This is a genomic window from Natronorubrum amylolyticum (genome assembly GCF_052040145.1).
GTDB lineage: Archaea > Halobacteriota > Halobacteria > Halobacteriales > Natrialbaceae > Natronorubrum.
On sequence record NZ_JBPPFW010000003.1, the window covers coordinates 388,974 to 406,261 of the forward strand.

The 17,288-nt window shown below is 63.4% G+C and carries 25 protein-coding genes and 1 tRNA gene; 15 read left to right on the forward strand and 11 right to left on the reverse strand.

Features of this window, described 5'->3' with window-relative positions; translation table 11 throughout:
- Positions 1-65 precede the first annotated feature (65 nt).
- Positions 66-866, forward strand: coding sequence for an orotidine-5'-phosphate decarboxylase (gene pyrF / locus ACSFDB_RS13240; RefSeq protein ID WP_440771450.1), 801 nt, complete (start codon positions 66-68; stop codon positions 864-866).
- Here pyrF and ACSFDB_RS13245 read toward each other — a convergent pair.
- Both ACSFDB_RS13245 and ACSFDB_RS13250 read right to left on the reverse strand, forming a co-directional pair.
- Positions 851-1,144: a hypothetical protein gene (locus tag ACSFDB_RS13245; RefSeq protein WP_440771451.1), complete on the reverse strand. Its 294-nt coding sequence runs from the start codon at positions 1,142-1,144 to the stop codon at positions 851-853. The two genes, pyrF and ACSFDB_RS13245, sit on opposite strands and share 16 nt — an antisense overlap.
- A 6-nt stretch (positions 1,145-1,150) precedes the next feature.
- Positions 1,151-1,330 (reverse strand): hypothetical protein, encoded by a 180-nt coding sequence (locus tag ACSFDB_RS13250; protein ID WP_440771452.1) that lies wholly within the window; start codon positions 1,328-1,330, stop codon positions 1,151-1,153.
- A gap of 138 nt (positions 1,331-1,468) precedes the next feature.
- Between ACSFDB_RS13250 and ACSFDB_RS13255 the strand changes: the two genes are divergently transcribed.
- The gene (locus tag ACSFDB_RS13255; RefSeq protein WP_440771453.1) at positions 1,469-1,945 is read left to right on the forward strand and encodes a cupredoxin domain-containing protein; all 477 of its coding nucleotides are present in this window, start codon (positions 1,469-1,471) and stop codon (positions 1,943-1,945) included.
- A 121-nt stretch (positions 1,946-2,066) separates the two neighbouring features.
- Complete coding sequence (locus ACSFDB_RS13260) at positions 2,067-3,671, forward strand: GTPBP1 family GTP-binding protein (protein ID WP_440771454.1); 1,605 nt, start codon at positions 2,067-2,069, stop codon at positions 3,669-3,671.
- 506 nt (positions 3,672-4,177) lie between these two features.
- Here ACSFDB_RS13260 and ACSFDB_RS13265 read toward each other — a convergent pair.
- The 6 genes from ACSFDB_RS13265 to ACSFDB_RS13290 all read right to left on the reverse strand — a co-directional run bounded on the left by ACSFDB_RS13265 (position 4,178) and on the right by ACSFDB_RS13290 (position 7,702).
- Complete coding sequence (locus tag ACSFDB_RS13265) at positions 4,178-4,588, reverse strand: hypothetical protein (RefSeq protein ID WP_440771455.1); 411 nt, start codon at positions 4,586-4,588, stop codon at positions 4,178-4,180.
- Positions 4,589-4,690: 102 nt separating this feature from the next.
- Complete coding sequence (locus tag ACSFDB_RS13270; RefSeq protein WP_440771456.1) at positions 4,691-5,389, reverse strand: HAD family hydrolase; 699 nt, start codon at positions 5,387-5,389, stop codon at positions 4,691-4,693.
- Positions 5,390-5,452: 63 nt separating this feature from the next.
- On the reverse strand, positions 5,453-5,986 hold the full coding sequence (locus ACSFDB_RS13275; RefSeq protein ID WP_440771457.1) for a double winged helix-containing putative transcriptional regulator: 534 nt from the start codon (positions 5,984-5,986) through the stop codon (positions 5,453-5,455).
- Between the two features lie 2 nt (positions 5,987-5,988).
- A complete protein-coding gene (gene mch, locus ACSFDB_RS13280; protein ID WP_440771458.1) occupies positions 5,989-6,921 on the reverse strand; it encodes a methenyltetrahydromethanopterin cyclohydrolase in 933 nt (310 codons plus the stop codon).
- Between the two features lie 310 nt (positions 6,922-7,231).
- A complete protein-coding gene (locus ACSFDB_RS13285) occupies positions 7,232-7,441 on the reverse strand; it encodes a heavy-metal-associated domain-containing protein (protein ID WP_440771459.1) in 210 nt (69 codons plus the stop codon).
- 120 nt (positions 7,442-7,561) lie between these two features.
- A complete protein-coding gene (locus ACSFDB_RS13290) occupies positions 7,562-7,702 on the reverse strand; it encodes a hypothetical protein (protein WP_440764646.1) in 141 nt (46 codons plus the stop codon).
- 248 nt (positions 7,703-7,950) lie between these two features.
- On the opposite strand from ACSFDB_RS13290, the gene ACSFDB_RS13295 reads away from it, so the two are divergent.
- The 3 genes from ACSFDB_RS13295 to ACSFDB_RS13305 all read left to right on the forward strand — a co-directional run bounded on the left by ACSFDB_RS13295 (position 7,951) and on the right by ACSFDB_RS13305 (position 9,509).
- A complete protein-coding gene (locus tag ACSFDB_RS13295; protein WP_440771460.1) occupies positions 7,951-8,373 on the forward strand; it encodes a universal stress protein in 423 nt (140 codons plus the stop codon).
- Positions 8,374-8,496: 123 nt separating this feature from the next.
- A complete protein-coding gene (locus ACSFDB_RS13300) occupies positions 8,497-8,874 on the forward strand; it encodes a VOC family protein (protein WP_440771461.1) in 378 nt (125 codons plus the stop codon).
- Positions 8,875-9,065: 191 nt separating this feature from the next.
- Positions 9,066-9,509, forward strand: a complete 444-nt coding sequence (locus tag ACSFDB_RS13305; protein WP_440771462.1) for a universal stress protein — start codon at positions 9,066-9,068, stop codon at positions 9,507-9,509.
- A gap of 92 nt (positions 9,510-9,601) precedes the next feature.
- Here ACSFDB_RS13305 and ACSFDB_RS13310 read toward each other — a convergent pair whose 3' ends face one another.
- The 3 genes from ACSFDB_RS13310 to ACSFDB_RS13320 form a co-directional block, all read right to left on the reverse strand.
- Entirely contained in the window at positions 9,602-9,916 is a 315-nt protein-coding gene (locus ACSFDB_RS13310) for an MTH1187 family thiamine-binding protein (protein WP_090303798.1), read from the reverse strand.
- Between the two features lie 155 nt (positions 9,917-10,071).
- Positions 10,072-10,425, reverse strand: coding sequence for a HalOD1 output domain-containing protein (locus ACSFDB_RS13315; RefSeq protein WP_440771463.1), 354 nt, complete (start codon positions 10,423-10,425; stop codon positions 10,072-10,074).
- A gap of 767 nt (positions 10,426-11,192) precedes the next feature.
- Positions 11,193-11,263 (reverse strand) — tRNA-Gly (locus ACSFDB_RS13320).
- Between the two features lie 306 nt (positions 11,264-11,569).
- Here ACSFDB_RS13320 and ACSFDB_RS13325 point away from each other — a divergent pair.
- The 9 genes from ACSFDB_RS13325 to rpmC are packed head-to-tail and all read left to right on the forward strand — an operon-like array spanning position 11,570 to position 17,287.
- Positions 11,570-12,442, forward strand: coding sequence for a putative RNA uridine N3 methyltransferase (locus tag ACSFDB_RS13325; RefSeq protein WP_440771464.1), 873 nt, complete (start codon positions 11,570-11,572; stop codon positions 12,440-12,442).
- Between the two features lie 4 nt (positions 12,443-12,446).
- On the forward strand, positions 12,447-13,466 hold the full coding sequence (locus tag ACSFDB_RS13330; protein WP_440771465.1) for a 50S ribosomal protein L3: 1,020 nt from the start codon (positions 12,447-12,449) through the stop codon (positions 13,464-13,466).
- A 3-nt stretch (positions 13,467-13,469) separates the two neighbouring features.
- Positions 13,470-14,222, forward strand: a complete 753-nt coding sequence (gene rpl4p / locus ACSFDB_RS13335; RefSeq protein WP_440771466.1) for a 50S ribosomal protein L4 — start codon at positions 13,470-13,472, stop codon at positions 14,220-14,222.
- Positions 14,219-14,473, forward strand: a complete 255-nt coding sequence (locus ACSFDB_RS13340) for a 50S ribosomal protein L23 (protein ID WP_090303793.1) — start codon at positions 14,219-14,221, stop codon at positions 14,471-14,473. The genes rpl4p and ACSFDB_RS13340 overlap by 4 nt, the downstream gene beginning before the upstream one ends.
- 2 nt (positions 14,474-14,475) lie before the next feature.
- Positions 14,476-15,198 (forward strand): 50S ribosomal protein L2, encoded by a 723-nt coding sequence (locus ACSFDB_RS13345; protein WP_090303792.1) that lies wholly within the window; start codon positions 14,476-14,478, stop codon positions 15,196-15,198.
- Entirely contained in the window at positions 15,195-15,617 is a 423-nt protein-coding gene (locus tag ACSFDB_RS13350; protein WP_440771467.1) for a 30S ribosomal protein S19, read from the forward strand. Before ACSFDB_RS13345 ends, ACSFDB_RS13350 begins: the two co-directional genes overlap by 4 nt.
- Before the next feature lie 7 nt (positions 15,618-15,624).
- On the forward strand, positions 15,625-16,104 hold the full coding sequence (locus ACSFDB_RS13355; protein WP_440771468.1) for a 50S ribosomal protein L22: 480 nt from the start codon (positions 15,625-15,627) through the stop codon (positions 16,102-16,104).
- Positions 16,104-17,075 carry a 30S ribosomal protein S3 gene (locus ACSFDB_RS13360; RefSeq protein WP_440771469.1) on the forward strand — a complete coding sequence of 324 codons (972 nt, stop codon included), beginning with the start codon at positions 16,104-16,106 and terminating at the stop codon, positions 17,073-17,075. The genes ACSFDB_RS13355 and ACSFDB_RS13360 overlap by 1 nt, the downstream gene beginning before the upstream one ends.
- On the forward strand, positions 17,075-17,287 hold the full coding sequence (gene rpmC, locus ACSFDB_RS13365; RefSeq protein ID WP_090303789.1) for a 50S ribosomal protein L29: 213 nt from the start codon (positions 17,075-17,077) through the stop codon (positions 17,285-17,287). Before ACSFDB_RS13360 ends, rpmC begins: the two co-directional genes overlap by 1 nt.
- The last annotated feature ends 1 nt before the right edge of the window (position 17,288 follow it).

Sequence of the window (17,288 nt, forward strand, 5' to 3'; positions counted from 1 at the left end):
GTGTAACCTACGAACCACCAACACGGATAGCAACCTTTTCGACCGCCGCAAAACCACTCGGAGGTATGAACTTCTTCGATCGCCTGCACGACCGCATTCGGACGGTCGACAGCGTCGTCAGCGTCGGTCTCGATCCTGACCTATCGCGGATTCCGGACCACCTACAGGAGCACGACCTGCCCCGCTGGGCGTTCAACCGACGGATCATCGACGCGACTCACGAACACGCCGCGGTCTACAAACCCAACGCCGCGTTCTACGAGGATCCCGACGGCTGGCGTGCATTAGAAGAAACGATCGCGTACGCACACGGGAAGGGGGTACCCGTCCTCCTCGACGCGAAGCGAGCCGATATCGGCAACACGACCCGCCAGTACGCTCAGTTGCTCGACACCGCGGACGCGATTACGGTCAACCCATACATGGGCCGTGACTCCCTGCAGCCGTTTCTAGCCGACGAGGAGTCGGGCGTGTTCATCCTCTGCCGAACGTCGAACCCCGGCGGGGCTGACCTCCAGGACCTCGAACTCGAGACCGGCGAACCGCTCTACGAGCGCGTGGCGGCGCTGGCCGACCTCTGGAACGAGAACGACAACGTGGGGCTCGTCGTCGGCGCGACGAAACCCGAAGAGCTCGAGGCACTCCGCGAGCAGGTTCCCGACCTCCCCTTCCTCGTCCCCGGCATCGGAGCACAGGGCGGCGACGCCGAGGCCGCGGTCGAGTTCGGTCTCGCGAACGGCGTCGGGCTGGTCAACTCCTCGCGCGGGATCATCTTTGCCGGAGAAAACGATGGCGAGCAGTTCGCGAGCGCGAGCGGGCAGGCGGCGAAGCGATTGAAAAAGCGGCTCAATCAGTACCGGGAGTAGTCCCGGTCATCGCCTTCGTTCGGCGACTCGTCACAGTCGACCCCGACGACACGACCGGCGATTCGACTATCGACCCGTTTTCCCAGCAGTTCGACCAAAACCGGTTCGGACGGCGGTCGCTCCTCGAGCAACTCCACTCCCTCGACGACGGCGATATTCATCGGACTCGAATCGTGGGGGTGGTTCGCGACGAGTGTTCCGTCCCGCTCCTCGAGACGAAGGCAAAACTGCTCGCCGACGGCCAGCGACTCGCCGAGCCGATCGCGGAAGGAGGTCACGATGAATCAGAACCGGTGGATGTCGACGTCGTCCGACTGGCGGCTCGGATCCGCCTGTGTAGCACACTCGACGCACAGTTCCTTCGGGTCCTCGAAGTGAACGTCGCACGCGAGCGTGCCGCAGTTCGCACACCGCTCTTGGGCCGGCCGTGACTCGCAGATCTGACAGAGACCACTGACGCTCATACCGCTCGTACGATCCGGATCGACTTGAAACCGGGGCTGGAACGATCCAGTGGCGCGATTGCGGTGATCTTCTCGATGACGTCAACGGCCAGTGCGTTCACATCAGGATTTAAGACAGTGACGTTCTACTGCACGATTATGACTGACCGTAGTTTCGTGAGCCGCCGTCGAGCGCTCGCGCTATCCGGAGCCGCGCTCGCGACAGGAATTGCCGGCTGTACCGGCAGCAGTGACGATGAGAGCGACGATGGCGACAAGTGGCAACAGCCGCTCGATCCGGACGACTGGGAAGACGTCGACGAGATTCGGCTGATGGGGTACACCGGCGGCTGGGAAGGCGCCGAACCGGATCTCATCGACGGCATTCGTAACCCAACGCTGCTCCTGTTCGACGGCAACGAGTACGAGTTAACCTGGGAGAACGGCGACGGCGTCAACCACAACCTCGCGATCAGAAACGAAGACAACCGGGTGATCAGCGGCCTCCGAACGTCCGACGTGCGCAGTCGCGGCGACACGGCAACCCTCGAGTTCGAGGCGAACACCAACATGCACGAGTATCTCTGCGAACCGCACCCGCGCCGAATGCTCGGCTATATTCACGTCGAGGAGTGACGTCCCCCCGAAGAATCGTGGTCGTTGGACCTTCTGCGAGGGTTTTATCGTTCGAAATAGTCATGTACTGTGTTAACAATCCACGGGAAGGTTTTTGCCATGTGAGCAGCTACCGGTCTACATGAGCCGTGACCGGGCTCTCCTCGAGCGAGCCCTGGACCGTGGTGAACAGGACGGTGGCAACGTCGAGTTCAAGGAACGACTGTCACGTGACGTTCACCTCGAGGGTGGGCGCCGAGAGAGTTTGGCCGCGCAACTCCGGCACCGAATTCTTTCCGGGGACGGCGAGGCGACGTACGTCGTCGGCGTAACGGACGACGGCGGACTCGCCGGCATCGACCCCGATACGTTCTCCGAGACGATGGACGTGCTCTCCCTCCTGGCCGAAGAGGCCGACGCACACATCGACGACGTCCAAACGTGGGGGATCAACGACGGGCTGGTTGGCGTCGCCCAGGTACGGGAAGGTGGCGTCCTCGAGACGGACGACGAACACGTCGTCGTCGGCACCGCGGGCCACGTCGACCACGGAAAGAGTACGCTGGTCGGCTCGCTCGTGACCGGCAAGCCGGACGACGGCGACGGTGCGACGCGCGCCTATCTCGACGTCCAGCCCCACGAGGTCGAGCGCGGACTCTCCGCGGACCTCTCCTACGCCGTCTACGGCTTCGACGACGATGGCGGCCCGGTACGGGTCGGGAACCCGAACCGCAAGGCGGATCGGGCAGCGGTCGTCGAAGAAGCCGACCGACTCGTCTCCTTCGTCGACACCGTCGGCCACGAGCCGTGGCTTCGGACGACGATCCGCGGTCTCGTCGGGCAGAAACTGGACTACGGCCTGCTGGTCGTCGCCGCGGACGACGGCCCGACCCGCACCACGCGCGAACACCTCGGCGTCTTGCTCGCGACGGAACTTCCGACCATCGTCGCGATCACCAAGACCGACGTCGTCGACGACGAGCGCGTCGAGGAGGTCGAACGCGAGGTCGAACGCCTCCTGCGCGAGGTCGAGAAGTCGCCGCTGCGGGTCGCCCGCCACGGCGTCGACGCCGCAATCGACGAGATCGGCGACCGCGTCGTCCCGATCGTCGAAACGAGCGCGATCACGATGGGGGGACTCGAGACGCTGGACGAACTGTTCCACCGACTGCCGAAGACCTCCCAGGACACCGGCGAGTTCCGGATGTACGTCGATCGGAGCTACTCGGTGACCGGCGTCGGCGCGGTCGCCTCGGGGACGGTGATGTCCGGCGAGGTCGAAGCCGGCGACGAACTTCTGCTCGGGCCGATGCCCGACGGCCGATTTCAGGAGGTCGAAGTCCGCTCCATCGAGATGCACTACCACCGCGTCGACAAGGCTCAGGCCGGCCGCATCGTCGGCATCGCGCTGAAAGGCGTCAAGGAGAGCGCTATCGAGCGCGGGATGGTCCTCCTCCCCCGCGAGGCCGATCCGAAACCGGTTCGGGAGTTCGAAGCCGAAGTGATGGTACTCAACCATCCCACCCGGATCGGCGACGGCTACGAACCCGTCGTCCACCTCGAGACGATCGGCGAGGCCGCCGCCTTCCACCCCGACGACGGCCGTCTCCTTCCCGGCGACACCGGCGAAACCACGGTTCGGTTCAAGTTCCGCCCATACCTCGTCGAGGAGGGTCAGAAGTTCGTCTTCCGCGAGGGACGGAGCAAGGGCGTCGGGACGGTGACCGAGGTCCACCCGATGGAGTGAGAGACGTCGCGTCGCTACAATAGCCTGTGAAACTGTTTCTCATCGATCACACATCCGCCGTTCTCGTTCACTTCGTTCGCTCTCTCACAACTCGTGTAACGACTCGTCACAGAACCGACATCGCTTTCTATCGCTCGCTTCCCGAGCGTGGCAGTTGGGACAGGTGATCAGCTCGGACCGCTGGACGCTCGCCGCGCCTGCCTCAGGACCCACGTCCCGTCCGAGATTGAGATAGAGCAGCAATCCGGGGATCACGCCGAAAAACACCGTCAGGGCCCACAGGAGAGCACTGTGTGAACTCCGATCGGTCGCGTCGATCCCCGCCCAGATACTCACAGTGGACCACACGACGACCGCGGCGAATATGTATCCGACCGGCATTAGTCGTACTGCGAAGCAGCGTGGAATAATATTTGTGAAATATCCTGAACGTTCGCTACGCCGAACCGGCGGAGGACGGCTTCGTTCGGATCGCCTCCCTCACCGCAGTCTCTGGTAGCCGCGAACTATCGCTCTTGCGCCGTCGCGTGCTCCTCGCTCGAGATCGTCCCCACACCGATCGGCGACGAGCCGGTGATCGTGCCGCCGAGCGTAACTGCGTCAGGTTCCATGAACAACACCGTCTCGTCCGGCATCGAGACGTCGGTTCGGATCTGTCGCTCGAGAAAGTCAAGCGAGGCGGCCTCGGGGCCGCGTTTCACGAGTCCGCGTTCCATCTCGCGACGCGTGTTGAGACTCATGTAGAACTCGCAGTCGGCGTGGTCGGTGTGCTCTCCGAGGCGGCGATACACCGCCTGACAGACGTCGACCGGATCGGTTCCGGTCGCCGTGACGATCGTCGTCGATTCGGCGGTCGACTCTTCGTCGTTGCGTATCGACGCGACGATCTCCCGAAAGTTGAGCGCGCGGTCGGTCATGGTCCCACGTCGAAACGAGCGACCTAAAGTCGGCCGATCGACGCCGAACACGCTCGGTGGCGGAACGGTCCGCTTCGCGCCCGCGACCAACGTATGGCCCGATCACCACGGTGGCGTCGAAAGCTCTCGCAGCGCCTCGAGGCGGTACGTCGGTGCCGGCTCCGGCGGTTCCGTGGCGACGTCAGCGGCCGGGATCCACACCGAGACCAGGCCCGCCGCTCGAGCACCGGCCACGTCCGAGGAGAGCGAGTTCCCTACGTACACTGTTCGGTCGGCGCTCGAATCGAGATCCTCGAGCGCCCGCTCGAACGGTTCGGCAGCCGGCTTTGGGGCGGTGTCGTAGCCGGCACAGACGACCGTCTCGAACCGGTCGTCGAGTCCGGTCGCCTCGAGTTTCGTCCGCTGCATCCCGGGAGCACCGTTGGTGATCAGCCCGAGACGACACTCCGCGGCAAGCGCGTCGAGAACCTCGCGGGCACCCGGCAGGAGTTCGACGGCTTCCTGATCGCGAACCTCGCTGAACGTCTCGGCGACGGCGTGGCCCGCCTTCCGATCGTGGCCGGCGTCGACCGCGAGGTCGGCGAAACACCGGCGACGAAGATCGTCCGCGTCCGTACTGGTCTCGAGATAGTCCCGATAGCGTCCGTAATAGTCCTCGACCGTCCACAGCGGGCTGATACCCGCCTTCTGGAACGCCTGCTCGAGGACGTCCCCACCGCGCTGGCTGTACCGACAGAGGGTATCGTCGAGATCGAAACAGACCGTATCGATCTCGGCGGCACCGGACTCGCGTTCGGCCATGGCTGCTTGGTACGGCTGTTGACGCGAAAAATCACCCGACTCCGTGGCTCGATCGACCCGGAGCTACTGGCGTTCCCGTTCGGTCGCCGGTCGATATCGACCGTCCGTAGTTCGCTCAACCAATCCGAACAGGATACCCCACTCGAGAAGCCGCCGAATCCGCTCGGTCCAGTGAGTCTCGAGGCGACCGGTATCGACCTCGCGGTCGAACGCCGGGACGTCGCCACGAACGGCACCGAACGTTTCGCTGTCGGTGAGCGGGCCCTCGGCGCGCTCGAGAGCCTCGAGCACCAAATTCGCCCCGTAGACGCGGTCGCGAAACGCTCGCTGGCAGCGTTCCAACACCAGCGCTGTATCGTCACTTCCCCCCTTTGCGCTCGAGCACCGGCGATACCCCGCTGGCTCCTCGGTCACGAGTTCGAGCGCCCGTAAAAAGACGAGCCACGTCTCGGCCTCGTTCCGTGCATCGAGACGGGTCTCCTCGAGCAGATGCTGACAACAGTCCTCGACGACGCCGGCTTCCGTGGGGACGGCCTTCAGGATGGTCTCGAGGCTCTCGAGGTCATCGGGCGGTTCGGGAACCGGTTTGAACTGCACGGCTACAGGTCGAACGACTCGACGAGCAGCGCTTCGTCCGTCTCGCCGTGGACGTACGTCGGCCCGCCGAGCACGTCGATCGTCACCTTCGCGGGCGCGAAGAGATCCGCGGGGACCTCCGCAAACTCCCACTCGAGGTCGTCGAAGATTTCGCCGAACGGCCGACCGTGACCTTCGGCAGCCGTCGACGGCACGTCCTCGAAGACGTCGGCGTCCTCGCGAACCGTGAGGTGGGCCGTCCCGCCGTAGGCGATGGCGTCGTTCGTCCGGGCGATCGCCGTTCGTTCGTCCGCGGCGACGGGGGCCACTGGCGCTCGACCAGTCGCCGAGACGATATCCAGCGGGTCGTAGCCGAGTTCGGAGAGGCGGAACGTCGCCAGTTCGGCCGTCCGGGCGGCGTTCGTGACGCTCCCGACCAAACTTGCGGTCGGATAGGCAAGCAAAAAGACGCCGCTCGTCTCGACCTCCGCGAGGTCCGCGACGTGTTCGGCCGCGGATTCGGTCGGATCCTGATCTGTTTCGATGGCCAGCGCCGTCAGATCGAAGGCGTCCGTGTAGCCGACGCGGTGGAACTCCTCCTCCTCGGCGACGAGCGCTCGGGCGGGGCCGCTGCCCAGCCCCTCGAAGTCCTCCGTCATCACTTCCCAGCCGGCCTTCTGCGAGCAAAGTAGCGAGAGGGCCGGCTGATCCGTCGAGAGTTCGACGAACGGGATCGGTGCCCCACCGATCTCGCCGAGTCGGTGACTCGGCGTCGCCATCCCCGCCGTCTGAATCTCCGTCAGCAACAGTCCGGCCTCGATCCCGCCGTCGAACTCGAGACCGAAGTCGAGAACGCTCGCCTCGTTCTCGAGGTCGTAGCCGCCGATATTCAACTCCTCGGCGTACTCGAGGGCCTCGTCGACCAACTCGATCGCCATCCGATTGAGACTTTCCATAGAACTGCTTCTGCGTCCGTCCTGAAACCTCTTGCAGTTTCGCACGCGACGATCGGGCGCTCGCGACCATCACGGGGTGAACTCCCAGTTCGCTCTCAACCGAGCGCCAGTCCTCCCCTTCGTGAGGCGTTCTTCGCGCTCTGTGGCACGTTGGTAGCCTTTCTCGAGGTCCTCGTCTAGTCGGTTCGCTCGACTCGTCGACGGCGTCTTCTCGCGACGAACAGCGGCGATTGCAGCGTGCTGTGCTACGGAAAGCGTTTGAACTGCAGGCAAAATCGACCCGATCGAAGCGGATTCGGACGAACCGCGCTCAGGACGGAATCGCGTAGCCGGCGCTTTCGATTGTCGATCCGAACGTCGCTTCGTCGACCGCTCCCTCGTCGTACTCGATCCGTACCGTTTCCGTCTCGTGATCGGCCGTCGCGGAAACGACGCCCTCGAGCGACTCGAGGGCGTCCGTTACGGTTGCTTCACAGCCGTCACAGGCCATTCCGTCGACCGTCAGGGTCGTACGCTCCATACGACCGCTACATCCGCGGGCCTGTTGAGCGTTCCGCTCCCGACTCTCATCGACTCGGACGGTCCGTGCTCGTCGGTCCGGTATCGATCGTCGTGTTCTCTCGTCGAAACTCGTAGTCGCTCACGCCAACAGCAGTACGCTCGAACTCCGGCAGTCGGGACAGACGCGTTCGCCACCGACGCTGGCGTTTCCGTCGACGATCATCCAGTTTAGTTCGTTCGCGTCGCCGAACCATCCGCAGTCGGGGCATTCGGAGTTCATGTTCCGAACTACGCCACGATAACACATACCACTTTTTCACGCAATTTGGCCGATCGAGCGGCGTAGTCGGTGGTGATTCGCCGGTGACTTGCCCGGTCGTATATCAGGCGTTCGGCCCGATCGGCTCCCAGGTTGGATCGTCCGACACGCACTCGAGCACTCGGTGGCGCTCTTGGTCGCCGCGACATGCGGTACGATCTCCACAACTCGACCGACGACGATTTGCTCGCCCAGTGCGTATTGCTATCATGACTCGCCACATCCTCGTCCCGTTCGACGACTCGCCCCCGTCGACGTTGGCTCTCGAGTACGCGCTCCGCGAATATCCCGAGGAGCAACTGACCGTCGTCCACGTGCTCAACCTCCGTCAGTATCATCTGTACGACGAGGGGTACGCATACACGCCGGAACTCCTAGAACAGGTGGAAGCGCGAGGTGAGGAGTTACTCGAGCGCGCCCGTGAGACGAGCCGTGAACACGGCGTCGAAATCAAAACGGCGCTGGTAAAGGGCGTCCCTGCGAGGGCGATCAATGACTACGTCGACGAACACGGCGTCGATCACGTCGTCATGGGGAGCCACGGGCGATCCGGTGCGAGCCGAATCCTGCTCGGGAGCATCGCCGAAGCCGTCGTCAGGCGATCGCCCGTCCCCGTGACCGTCGTTCGGTGAGCATCGGTCGGCTTCCGGCGCTATCAGATCCCGTGAACCGGCTCGAGGAGTGCTCACCACATCCACAACAGCCTCCGCTCTCGAGGAAGCAACTATTTTGGTCGCAGATCCGAAAGCGCCGGTATGGAAGTTATCCACACGGCACTCTGGACCGACGATCTCGACGCGACCCTCGAGTTTTACACCGACGTGCTCGACCTCGAGCGCGTCTGGAGCTTCACCGCCGACGACGGCGTCGAGAACGTCTACATCGGCACCGAAGACGGTGCCGAACTCCAGTTCAAGTACGACCCCGACGGCGACGCCGTACCGGAGCCGACCGGGATCGACCACGTCGCACTCGAGGTCGAGGACACCGACGCAACCTACGAGCACGTCGTCGAGGAGACCGGCTGTGACGTCGAGATCGAACCCGTCACGATGGACCGTATCGACGTCCGAGCGGCTTTCGTTTACGACCCGAGCGGCTACGTCGTCGAGTTCGTCGAGCACCTGGACTAACAGCGTCTACGGAGCCTCGAGTGTCCGGACTCGAGCCGGTCGACTCCGTTCTCGACCGTACGTTCGCAGATCAAGTCGGCGGCGGCACAGATCGGGTCGTTACGAGCGACGGCGGTCCCGACGTGTGCCGGTTTTCCCACGCACGTGTTTCAATGGGTGGTTTGATATGTGATTGGACTGTTTTTTCGACCATGTACACAGTACTCGTCCCGGTCGACGAACAACCAGACCGAGTGAGCGCACAGATCGAGGCCGTTCTCGATCTCCCGAACGCAGCCGACGACGTCGCCGTCGAACTGCTGCACGTCAGGAAGGAACTCGAGTTCGCCGACAGCGACGAGGACGTGGAGATCGGAAAGATTCGCTCCGATCTCTCGGTCGACGAGCTCGACGAGCTGATCGAGACGCTCTCGCTGGCCGTCGACGAACTAGCTGAAGCCGATGTCGACACCACCGTTCACACGGCGACCGGCAACCCCGCCGCGGCCATCGTCGACGTCGCCGACAAGTTCGACGTCGACGAACTCGTCGTCGGTGCTCGCCGACAGTCGCCGGTCGGGAAAGTACTGTTCGGCAGCGTCGCCCAGTCCGTCATCCTCGACACCGATCGACCGGTAAAAGTCGTCCCCGCCTGAAGTCGATCACTCGTCTCCACGGCGCTTTTCACCGCCTATCTCGATCGTTTATCGCCGCCCTCGAACGTGAAATTCCTCCAACGCGTACTCCCCTACTCGTCTTTGTTTCTCGCTGCCCGGCCGAGGTGCTCCTCGACCGCCTCGACTTTTGCCGCCGCGTTCGTGTCTCGGTTCCGTTTGTCGTCGATCTTCAACACGGTGCTGACGCGATCGTGGTCGACGGCTTCGTGGGCCGCCTGCGCGGCGGCAAAGAGTTCGCCGATATCGTCCGTCTCGATCACTGTCCCCATCGGATTCGTCTCGTACTCGACGTCGTACGCCTCGAGCGCGTCGACGGCCTTTGCGATCTCGCCGGACATGCTGTCTTCGACCACCGGTGCGACGCTCAGGAGTGCGATTACCGTCATCGAGTTTGTCGACGACGCGAAGGCTCCTAAACCCGTTCCATGCGGATTTTGAGTCGTCAGCACGAGCGGATCGATCCGCAACAGTGACGTACAGACGCCTCTCGAGCGTCGAAAAACGGGGAGTAGAGCGCGGCGGGGACGGACAGGAGCCGGGTTCAGTTGGACTGGCCGGGACGGCTCGTCTCCGTCGGCGGGTAGACGATGACGTCGCCGTTCGCGTAGACGTACACCTCGTGCTCGAGCGCGGTGAAGGCGATGTGACCGCCGGAGCGTTCGGTGCCGTCGGCCTTCTTGCTGAAGATGCGATCGAGCGCGTCCGGATCGACGCTGTCGTAGAGAGAGAACTCGCCCTGGGAGACGTCGGTGTCCGCGATCTGCGCGATGGCGTGGACGATCGTCGTGGTGATCGTCGCCGTGCTGTCGAAATCGTGGTGGAAGACGTAGCGATCGTTGGTCTGGTCGTACTGGAGGTCGTTCGCGTCGTCGGCGGTAGGGAGTTCAGTTTGCATTGCTAAATCACGAGTTCAATTGTCCATTGACCCGTAGCAAGCCACGGTATAAAAGCCAATCGCAGGCAGCATCAGTTACTGATCTTGACCCAAACCCTACGAGAACTGTTCGATCAGTCGAATAGTACCTTCTTATTGATGGTCAGTGAGAAGGATAGCTCTGTCGCCCCGTCAGTACAATCACGTGTTACCGAGCGCAGACTCGTCGGTCCCGTTCGAAACCGACGCCTTCGGGCCTGTTAGCGGGCGGATGGCGGTTCCCAGCGAGATGACGCTCCGACACGGCGATGCGCTATCGCTCTTCACGATTTCCGACGTAATCGGTTGTTCACCGCCTCGATGGTCGGTTCGATTTTCGACTGTGGCCCTCGAGGGAGGAAGCTCGGGCTCGAGGATCGATTGTCAGTAATCCTTTGCTAATCGGTGAAATCCGCTGAAACGGTCCTGCGTGGGCTGTGATTACGTTTGCTTTGGCTCGAGGATAGTTAGCTGGGCCCACGATGTTCGCTGGCGACACTGCTGGCTGGGATTTGAACAACGCGAAGACATTCCGGGTCGCTCACGAATTTGTTCGCCGTAGAACTGCGCTGGCCGGGATTTGAACCACGCCTGAGAACCTGCTCGCTACGCTCGCAGAACCTCAGTCTGATTCAAATCCAGAACGATTTTTGGGCGAACAGACTCCTCGCTTCGCTCACGGCTTCGCCGTTCACTATATCGTGGCGCGTAGCACCACGCAACGCTCGTCGTTGTTGTTCACCCAAAAATGCGCTGGCTGGGATTTGAACCCAGGTTGTGACCATGGCAAGGTCACGTGATACCACTACACTACCAGCGCCCTGCTACACTCTAATGTACACCCGGAGGGATGTATAAGGGTTGCGAATCGGCCCGGCATCGGCATGTCGGCACATGCCGGCGTCCGACCGCCCGCTATCGGTTCTCGAGTCCCCATACTCGTCCCAACGAACCCGTTTTTCCGGAAATCGATCACGTAGCTATCACTTCGACAGAGTGTGTGGCTGTAACACACGAATTCGTGGGTGTGAGCCGTTCACAGCCGGGATCGAATCCGCTACCCTTTTAAGACATTACCGGCAACACATCGCTACAGTCTAGTGACGCGGCGCCGAAGCGTTTCGGCATGACCGTCAGCATACTCGTCCCGTCGTCGCTCACCCGTGAAGCCGAGGACAAACGCGAGGCAACTCGCAAACTCGGATACGTCGCCCGCGCGGCGACGATCTTCCGGGCCGATCGCCTGATCGTCTATCCCGACCGGGATGGCGAAACCGGGCGATTCGACGGCGGGTTCGTACACACCGTCTTGCGGTACGCCGCAACGCCGCCATACCTCCGCAACGAGGCATGGGGGATGCGGGACGAACTGGAGTATGCGGGCATCTTGCCGCCGCTCCGCGCCATGTCACAGACCGGCTCCGAATCTGACGGTTCGGGGTCGTCAAGACAAGGAATCGTGACCGAGGTCGGACCTGAAGGGCGCGTCCGGGTCAATTGCGGCTTGCAACACCCGATCTCCCTCAACGTTCCTCCGAAAATGGAGGTCGAGGAGGGGGAGCGCGTGACCGTCAGGATCTCTTCGCGACGACCGGTCCGGGCGAAACTCGTCGACGATCCCCTTCCGGGATTGTCGGTCGAGCGGACGGACCTCTCCGCAGCACTCGGCCGTGAGGACGCCGGCGTCTGTATCGCAGCCTCCCGATTCGGTGAGGAGCTCACCGTCGGGCGGCTCGAGACGCTGGCCGGACGCGTCGAACGAGACGGGATGACCGTCGCGTTCGGGGCGCCCGAACGAGGGCTGCCGGACATCCTCGACATCGAGGCTTCCGCCGTCACCCCTGCGGATGGAACGGGCGACGCGGTCGACGGAGTCGAACCCACTGCCGATCCGGGGTTCGACCTCTGGCTAAATACGGTTCCGGACCAGGGAAGCGAGGTTGTGCGAACGGAGGAGGCTCTGTTCGCCTCGCTCGCTCCCCTCTCACTGAGAGAGTGATAGAATGCCACAAGCAAATTCACCACGCAAAGGCTCACTCGGGTTCGGCCCACGACAGCGTGCGACCAGCGAGGTCCCACGCTTCAACTCGTGGCCGGACGACGACGGACAGCCAACGCTCCAGGGATTCGCGGGCTACAAGGCCGGCATGACCCACGTCGTTATGGTCGACGATAAAGCGAACTCGCCGACCGAGGGGATGGAACAGACCGTCCCCGTGACGATCGTGGAGACGCCGCCGATGCGCGCGGTCGCACTACGAGCGTACGAAGCAACGCCATACGGCATGAAGCCGGTCACCGAGGTCTGGACCGACGAGTTCGTTTCCGAACTCGATCGCGTCCTCGACGTCCCCGGTGACGATTACGACGCCGACGCCGCCGAAGACGAGCTTCGGGGCTACCTCGAAGAGGGACGCGTCGACGACGTTCGCGTCATCACGCATACGGTTCCAGGGAGCATTCCCTCGATGCCGAAGAAGAGACCGGACGTGATGGAGACGCGAGTCGGCGGCGGCTCCGTCGAGGAGCGTGTCGACTTCGCCCTCGAGACCGTCGCAGACGGCGGCGAACACGTTATGAACGACGTGTTCCGCGCGGGCGAGTACGTCGACGCGAGCGGTGTCACGAAAGGAAAGGGTACCCAGGGTCCCGTCAAGCGATGGGGCGTCCAGAAGCGCAAGGGCAAGCACGCCCGGCAGGGATGGCGCCGCCGCATCGGGAACCTCGGTCCATGGAACCCGTCCCGCGTTCGGTCGACGGTCCCCCAGCAGGGGCAGACCGGCTACCACCAGCGGACGGAACTGAACAAACGCCTCGTCGATATCGGCGACGGCGCAGACGCGACGGTCGACGGCGGCTTCGTCAACTACGGCGAAGTCGACGGACCACACGCGCTGATCAAGGGCTCGCTCCCCGGGCCGAACAAGCGCCTCGTGCGCTTCCGCCCGGCGATCCGACCCGGAGACCAGCCGCGCCTCGATCCCGAGGTTCGCTACGTCTCCACCGCATCTAACCAGGGATAACACATGGAAGCAACAGTACGAGACCTGGACGGCGACGACGCGGGCTCGATCGAGCTCCCGGCGGTCTTCGAGACCACGTACCGCCCGGACCTGATCGCCCGCGCCGTTCGCGTCGCCCAGGCAAACCGAAAACAGGCCTACGGTGCCGACGAGTTCGCGGGCATGCGCACGCCCGCGGAGTCGTTCGGTAGCGGTCGCGGGATGGCTCACGTTCCACGTCAGGATGGACGCGCACGACGCGTCCCCCAGGCGGTCAAAGGACGGAAATCCCACCCACCGAAGGCCGAGAAGGACCAGTCCGACTCGATCAACACGAAAGCGAAGAAACTCGCCGTCCGCAGCGCCATCGCGGCGACGACGGACGCCGATCTGGTCGCCGAGCGCGGCCACCAGTTCGACGACGACGCGGAGATCCCCGTCGTCGTGAGCGACGAGTTCGAAGAGCTCCAGAAGACGAAGGAAGTCGTCTCGTTCCTCGAGGCCGCCGGTCTCGCGGACGACATCGAACGCGCCGACGAGGGTCGGAGCGTCCGATCCGGACAGGGGAAAGCCCGTGGCCGGAAGTACAAGACGCCGACGTCGATCCTGTTCGTCACCTCCAGCGAATCCGGCCCGTCCCGTGCGGCCCGGAACCTCGCCGGTGCCGACGTGACGACGGCTGCAGAGGTCAACGCCGAAGAGCTCGCACCCGGCGCACAGCCGGGTCGACTGACCGTCTGGACCGAGAGCGCACTCGAGGAGGTGGCGGACCGATGAGTTCGATCATCGAGCACCCCCTCGTGACGGAGAAGGCGATGAACGACATGGACTTCGAGAACAAGCTCCAGTTCGTCTGCAATCCCGACGCCACGAAACCCGAGATTAGCTCGGTCGTCGAGGAGCGCTTCGACGTCTCGGTCGACAACATCAACACGCAAGTGACGATGAAAGGCAAAAAGAAAGCGATCATCAAACTCTCCGAGGACGACGACGCACAGGAAGTCGCCTCGCGAATTGGGGTGTTCTAACGATGGGACGACGAATTCAGGGACAACGACGCGGCCGCGGTGGTCCGACGTTCCGTGCCCCGTCACACCGCTACAAGGCCAAGCTCGACCACAAGAAACAGGAGGACGACGACCTCGTTCGCGGAACGGTCGTGGATATCGAGCACGACCCGGCGCGATCCGCGCCGATCGCCGCCGTCGAGTTCGACGACGGCGACCAGCGACTCATCCTCGCACCCGAAGGCATTGCCGTCGGCGAGGAGATTCAGGTCGGCGTCTCCGCGGAGATCAAGCCGGGTAACACGCTCCCGCTTGCGGAGATCCCCGAAGGGATTCCGGTCTGTAACGTCGAGGCGAACCAGGGCGACGGCGGTCGATTCGCCCGGGCCTCCGGCGTCAACGCGGACCTAATCACCCACGACCGCAACGCTGCGGTCGTCCAGCTTCCCAGCGGCGAGGTCAAGCGCCTCGATCCGCAGTGCCGTGCCACCGTCGGCGTCGTCGCCGGCGGCGGTCGAACGGAGAAACCGTTCGTCAAGGCCGGGAACAAGTATCACAAGATGAAGGCACGGGGGACGAAATACCCTCGCGTCCGTGGTGTCGCGATGAACGCCGTCGACCACCCGTTCGGTGGCGGTGGCCGACAGCACCCGGGCAAACCAAAGTCCGTCTCGCGGGATGCCCCGCCGGGACGGAAGGTTGGTGACATTTCCTCGCGCCGTACCGGCCGAGGTGGAAACAAATGAGTCAGGAGTACCGAACCGGCCGTGAAGGTGAGTTCACCTATCGCGGTCACACGCTCGAGGAGTTGCAGGATCTGGACATCGACGAAGTCGCAGAACTGCTGCCCGCTCGAAAGCGGCGAAGTATCGAACGCGGCCTCTCCATCGAGAAGCAGAAGCTGCTCGAGAAGGCCCGCGAGAAAGAAGAAGAGGAGACGGCGAACGCGCCGATCCGAACACACCTGCGGGATATGCCGATCCTGCCGGAGTTCGTTGGCCTGACCTTCGAGGTCTACAACGGACAGTCGTTCGAGCGCGTCCGCGTCGAGCCCGAGATGATCGGACACTATCTCGGCGAGTTCCAGCTGACCCGCAACTCCGTCGAACACGGACAGGCGGGGATCGGTGCGACTCGCTCCTCGAAGTTCGTCCCACTGAAGTGATCATCGTATGGGAATCAACTACTCAGTCGACGCCGACCCGGAGAAGACCGCGAAAGCGATGCTTCGGGAGCGTCACATGAGCAACAAGCACAGCAAGGAGGTCGCTCGCGAACTGAAGGGCCGAACCGTCGCGGACGCACAGGCCTTCCTTCAGGACGTCATCGACGAAGAGCAGTCCGTTCCGTTCAAGTCCCACAACACCGGTGCGGGTCACCGATCCGACATCGACGGCTGGGACGCAGGAAAGTACCCCGAGAAGGTCTCGGGCGAGTTCCTCGACCTGCTCGAGAACGTCGCGGCGAACGCGGACCACCAGGGTTTCGACGGCGAATCGATGGAGATCGTCCACATCGCCGCCCACAAGGTCGGCGAATCGGTCGGTCGCAAGCCCCGTGCGATGGGGCGTGCCTCGGCCTGGAACACGCCGCAGGTCGACGTCGAGATCGTCGTCGAGGAAGTCGACGAAGAAACGGAGGACGATAACTAATGGCTGACGAACACCAATTCATCGAAAACGGCCTTCAGCGGTCCCAGATCGACGAGTTCTTCCAGGAAGAGCTCGGCCGTGCAGGCTACGGTGGCATGGACGTCGCCAAGACGCCGATGGGAACCCAGATCGTCCTCAAGGCCGAAAAGCCCGGGATGGTCATCGGCAAAGGTGGCGAGAACATCCGGAAGGTCACGACGGCTCTCGAGGAGAAGTTCAACCTCGAGGACCCACAGATCGACGTCCAGGAGGTCGACGAACCCGACCTCAACGCACGGATCGTCGCGGACCGACTGGCTAACGCACTCGAGCGTGGCTGGTACTTCCGGAAGGCCGGTCACACGACGATCGACCGCATCATGGACGCCGGCGCGCTCGGCGCCGAGATCGTCCTCTCCGGAAAGGTCACCGGTGCCCGCTCGCGCGTTGAGAAGTTCAACCGCGGCTACATCAAGCACAACGGCGAACCCGCCGAAGAGGTCGTCGACCACGGTCAGGGCGTCGCAGTGATGAAGCTCGGTACCATCGGGGTTGACGTCAAGATCATCCCGCCGGGAGCCGAGTTGCCCGACGACTTCGGTGTCCACGAAGATATGGACCCCGCAGAGGTCGTTCCCGACGCCGTCGAGGCCAACGAGGCCGAAGGTGTCGAGGAGCTGCTCGAGGGCGAACCCGAGGAGGCCGAAGCCGCCGACGACGGCGCCGAAGCTCCTGCCGAGGATGCCGTCGAGCCCGAGCCAGAACTCGAGGAGGAGGACGTCGAGGAGGTCATCGAAGCGGAAGTCGAGACCGACGAAGAAGACGTCGACATCCCCGACGAGTCCCCGATCGAGGACGATCTCGACGAACTCGAGGAGGACGTCGAAGCCGAGGCTGAGGAACTCGTCGCGGAGATGGACGAGGAGGAAGCCGACGCCGACGAAGCGGACGTCGAGGACGCGGACGACGCAGACGAGGGAGGTGACGCCTGATGGCGATCCTCCACGTCGCAGAGGTTCGCGACATGACCCCTGCGGAACGCGCAGAGGAACTCGAGGAACTCGAGACGGAGCTGCTGAACCAGAAGTCCGTCCTCGCCGCCGGTGGTGCCCCGGAGAATCCGGGCCGCATCGGCGAACTGAGCCGGACGATCGCTCGGGTCAAGACGATCCAGCGAGAAGAAGGCGACCTGGACGACGAGTAAT

Excerpts from the sequence above, each read along its gene's own strand:
- pyrF (WP_440771450.1), top strand. The coding sequence starts at position 66 with ATGAACTTCTTCGATCGCCTGCACGACCGCATTCGGACGGTCGACAGC.
- ACSFDB_RS13250 (WP_440771452.1), bottom strand. The coding sequence starts at position 1,330 with ATGAGCGTCAGTGGTCTCTGTCAGATCTGCGAGTCACGGCCGGCCCAA.
- ACSFDB_RS13255 (WP_440771453.1), top strand. The coding sequence starts at position 1,469 with ATGACTGACCGTAGTTTCGTGAGCCGCCGTCGAGCGCTCGCGCTATCC.
- ACSFDB_RS13260 (WP_440771454.1), top strand. The coding sequence starts at position 2,067 with ATGAGCCGTGACCGGGCTCTCCTCGAGCGAGCCCTGGACCGTGGTGAA.
- ACSFDB_RS13265 (WP_440771455.1), bottom strand. The coding sequence starts at position 4,588 with ATGACCGACCGCGCGCTCAACTTTCGGGAGATCGTCGCGTCGATACGC.
- ACSFDB_RS13270 (WP_440771456.1), bottom strand. The coding sequence starts at position 5,389 with ATGGCCGAACGCGAGTCCGGTGCCGCCGAGATCGATACGGTCTGTTTC.
- mch (WP_440771458.1), bottom strand. The coding sequence starts at position 6,921 with ATGGAAAGTCTCAATCGGATGGCGATCGAGTTGGTCGACGAGGCCCTC.
- ACSFDB_RS13285 (WP_440771459.1), bottom strand. The coding sequence starts at position 7,441 with ATGGAGCGTACGACCCTGACGGTCGACGGAATGGCCTGTGACGGCTGT.
- ACSFDB_RS13290 (WP_440764646.1), bottom strand. The coding sequence starts at position 7,702 with ATGAACTCCGAATGCCCCGACTGCGGATGGTTCGGCGACGCGAACGAA.
- ACSFDB_RS13295 (WP_440771460.1), top strand. The coding sequence starts at position 7,951 with ATGACTCGCCACATCCTCGTCCCGTTCGACGACTCGCCCCCGTCGACG.
- ACSFDB_RS13300 (WP_440771461.1), top strand. The coding sequence starts at position 8,497 with ATGGAAGTTATCCACACGGCACTCTGGACCGACGATCTCGACGCGACC.
- ACSFDB_RS13305 (WP_440771462.1), top strand. The coding sequence starts at position 9,066 with ATGTACACAGTACTCGTCCCGGTCGACGAACAACCAGACCGAGTGAGC.
- ACSFDB_RS13310 (WP_090303798.1), bottom strand. The coding sequence starts at position 9,916 with ATGACGGTAATCGCACTCCTGAGCGTCGCACCGGTGGTCGAAGACAGC.
- ACSFDB_RS13315 (WP_440771463.1), bottom strand. The coding sequence starts at position 10,425 with ATGCAAACTGAACTCCCTACCGCCGACGACGCGAACGACCTCCAGTAC.
- ACSFDB_RS13325 (WP_440771464.1), top strand. The coding sequence starts at position 11,570 with ATGACCGTCAGCATACTCGTCCCGTCGTCGCTCACCCGTGAAGCCGAG.
- ACSFDB_RS13330 (WP_440771465.1), top strand. The coding sequence starts at position 12,447 with ATGCCACAAGCAAATTCACCACGCAAAGGCTCACTCGGGTTCGGCCCA.
- rpl4p (WP_440771466.1), top strand. The coding sequence starts at position 13,470 with ATGGAAGCAACAGTACGAGACCTGGACGGCGACGACGCGGGCTCGATC.
- ACSFDB_RS13340 (WP_090303793.1), top strand. The coding sequence starts at position 14,219 with ATGAGTTCGATCATCGAGCACCCCCTCGTGACGGAGAAGGCGATGAAC.
- ACSFDB_RS13345 (WP_090303792.1), top strand. The coding sequence starts at position 14,476 with ATGGGACGACGAATTCAGGGACAACGACGCGGCCGCGGTGGTCCGACG.
- ACSFDB_RS13350 (WP_440771467.1), top strand. The coding sequence starts at position 15,195 with ATGAGTCAGGAGTACCGAACCGGCCGTGAAGGTGAGTTCACCTATCGC.
- ACSFDB_RS13355 (WP_440771468.1), top strand. The coding sequence starts at position 15,625 with ATGGGAATCAACTACTCAGTCGACGCCGACCCGGAGAAGACCGCGAAA.
- ACSFDB_RS13360 (WP_440771469.1), top strand. The coding sequence starts at position 16,104 with ATGGCTGACGAACACCAATTCATCGAAAACGGCCTTCAGCGGTCCCAG.
- rpmC (WP_090303789.1), top strand. The coding sequence starts at position 17,075 with ATGGCGATCCTCCACGTCGCAGAGGTTCGCGACATGACCCCTGCGGAA.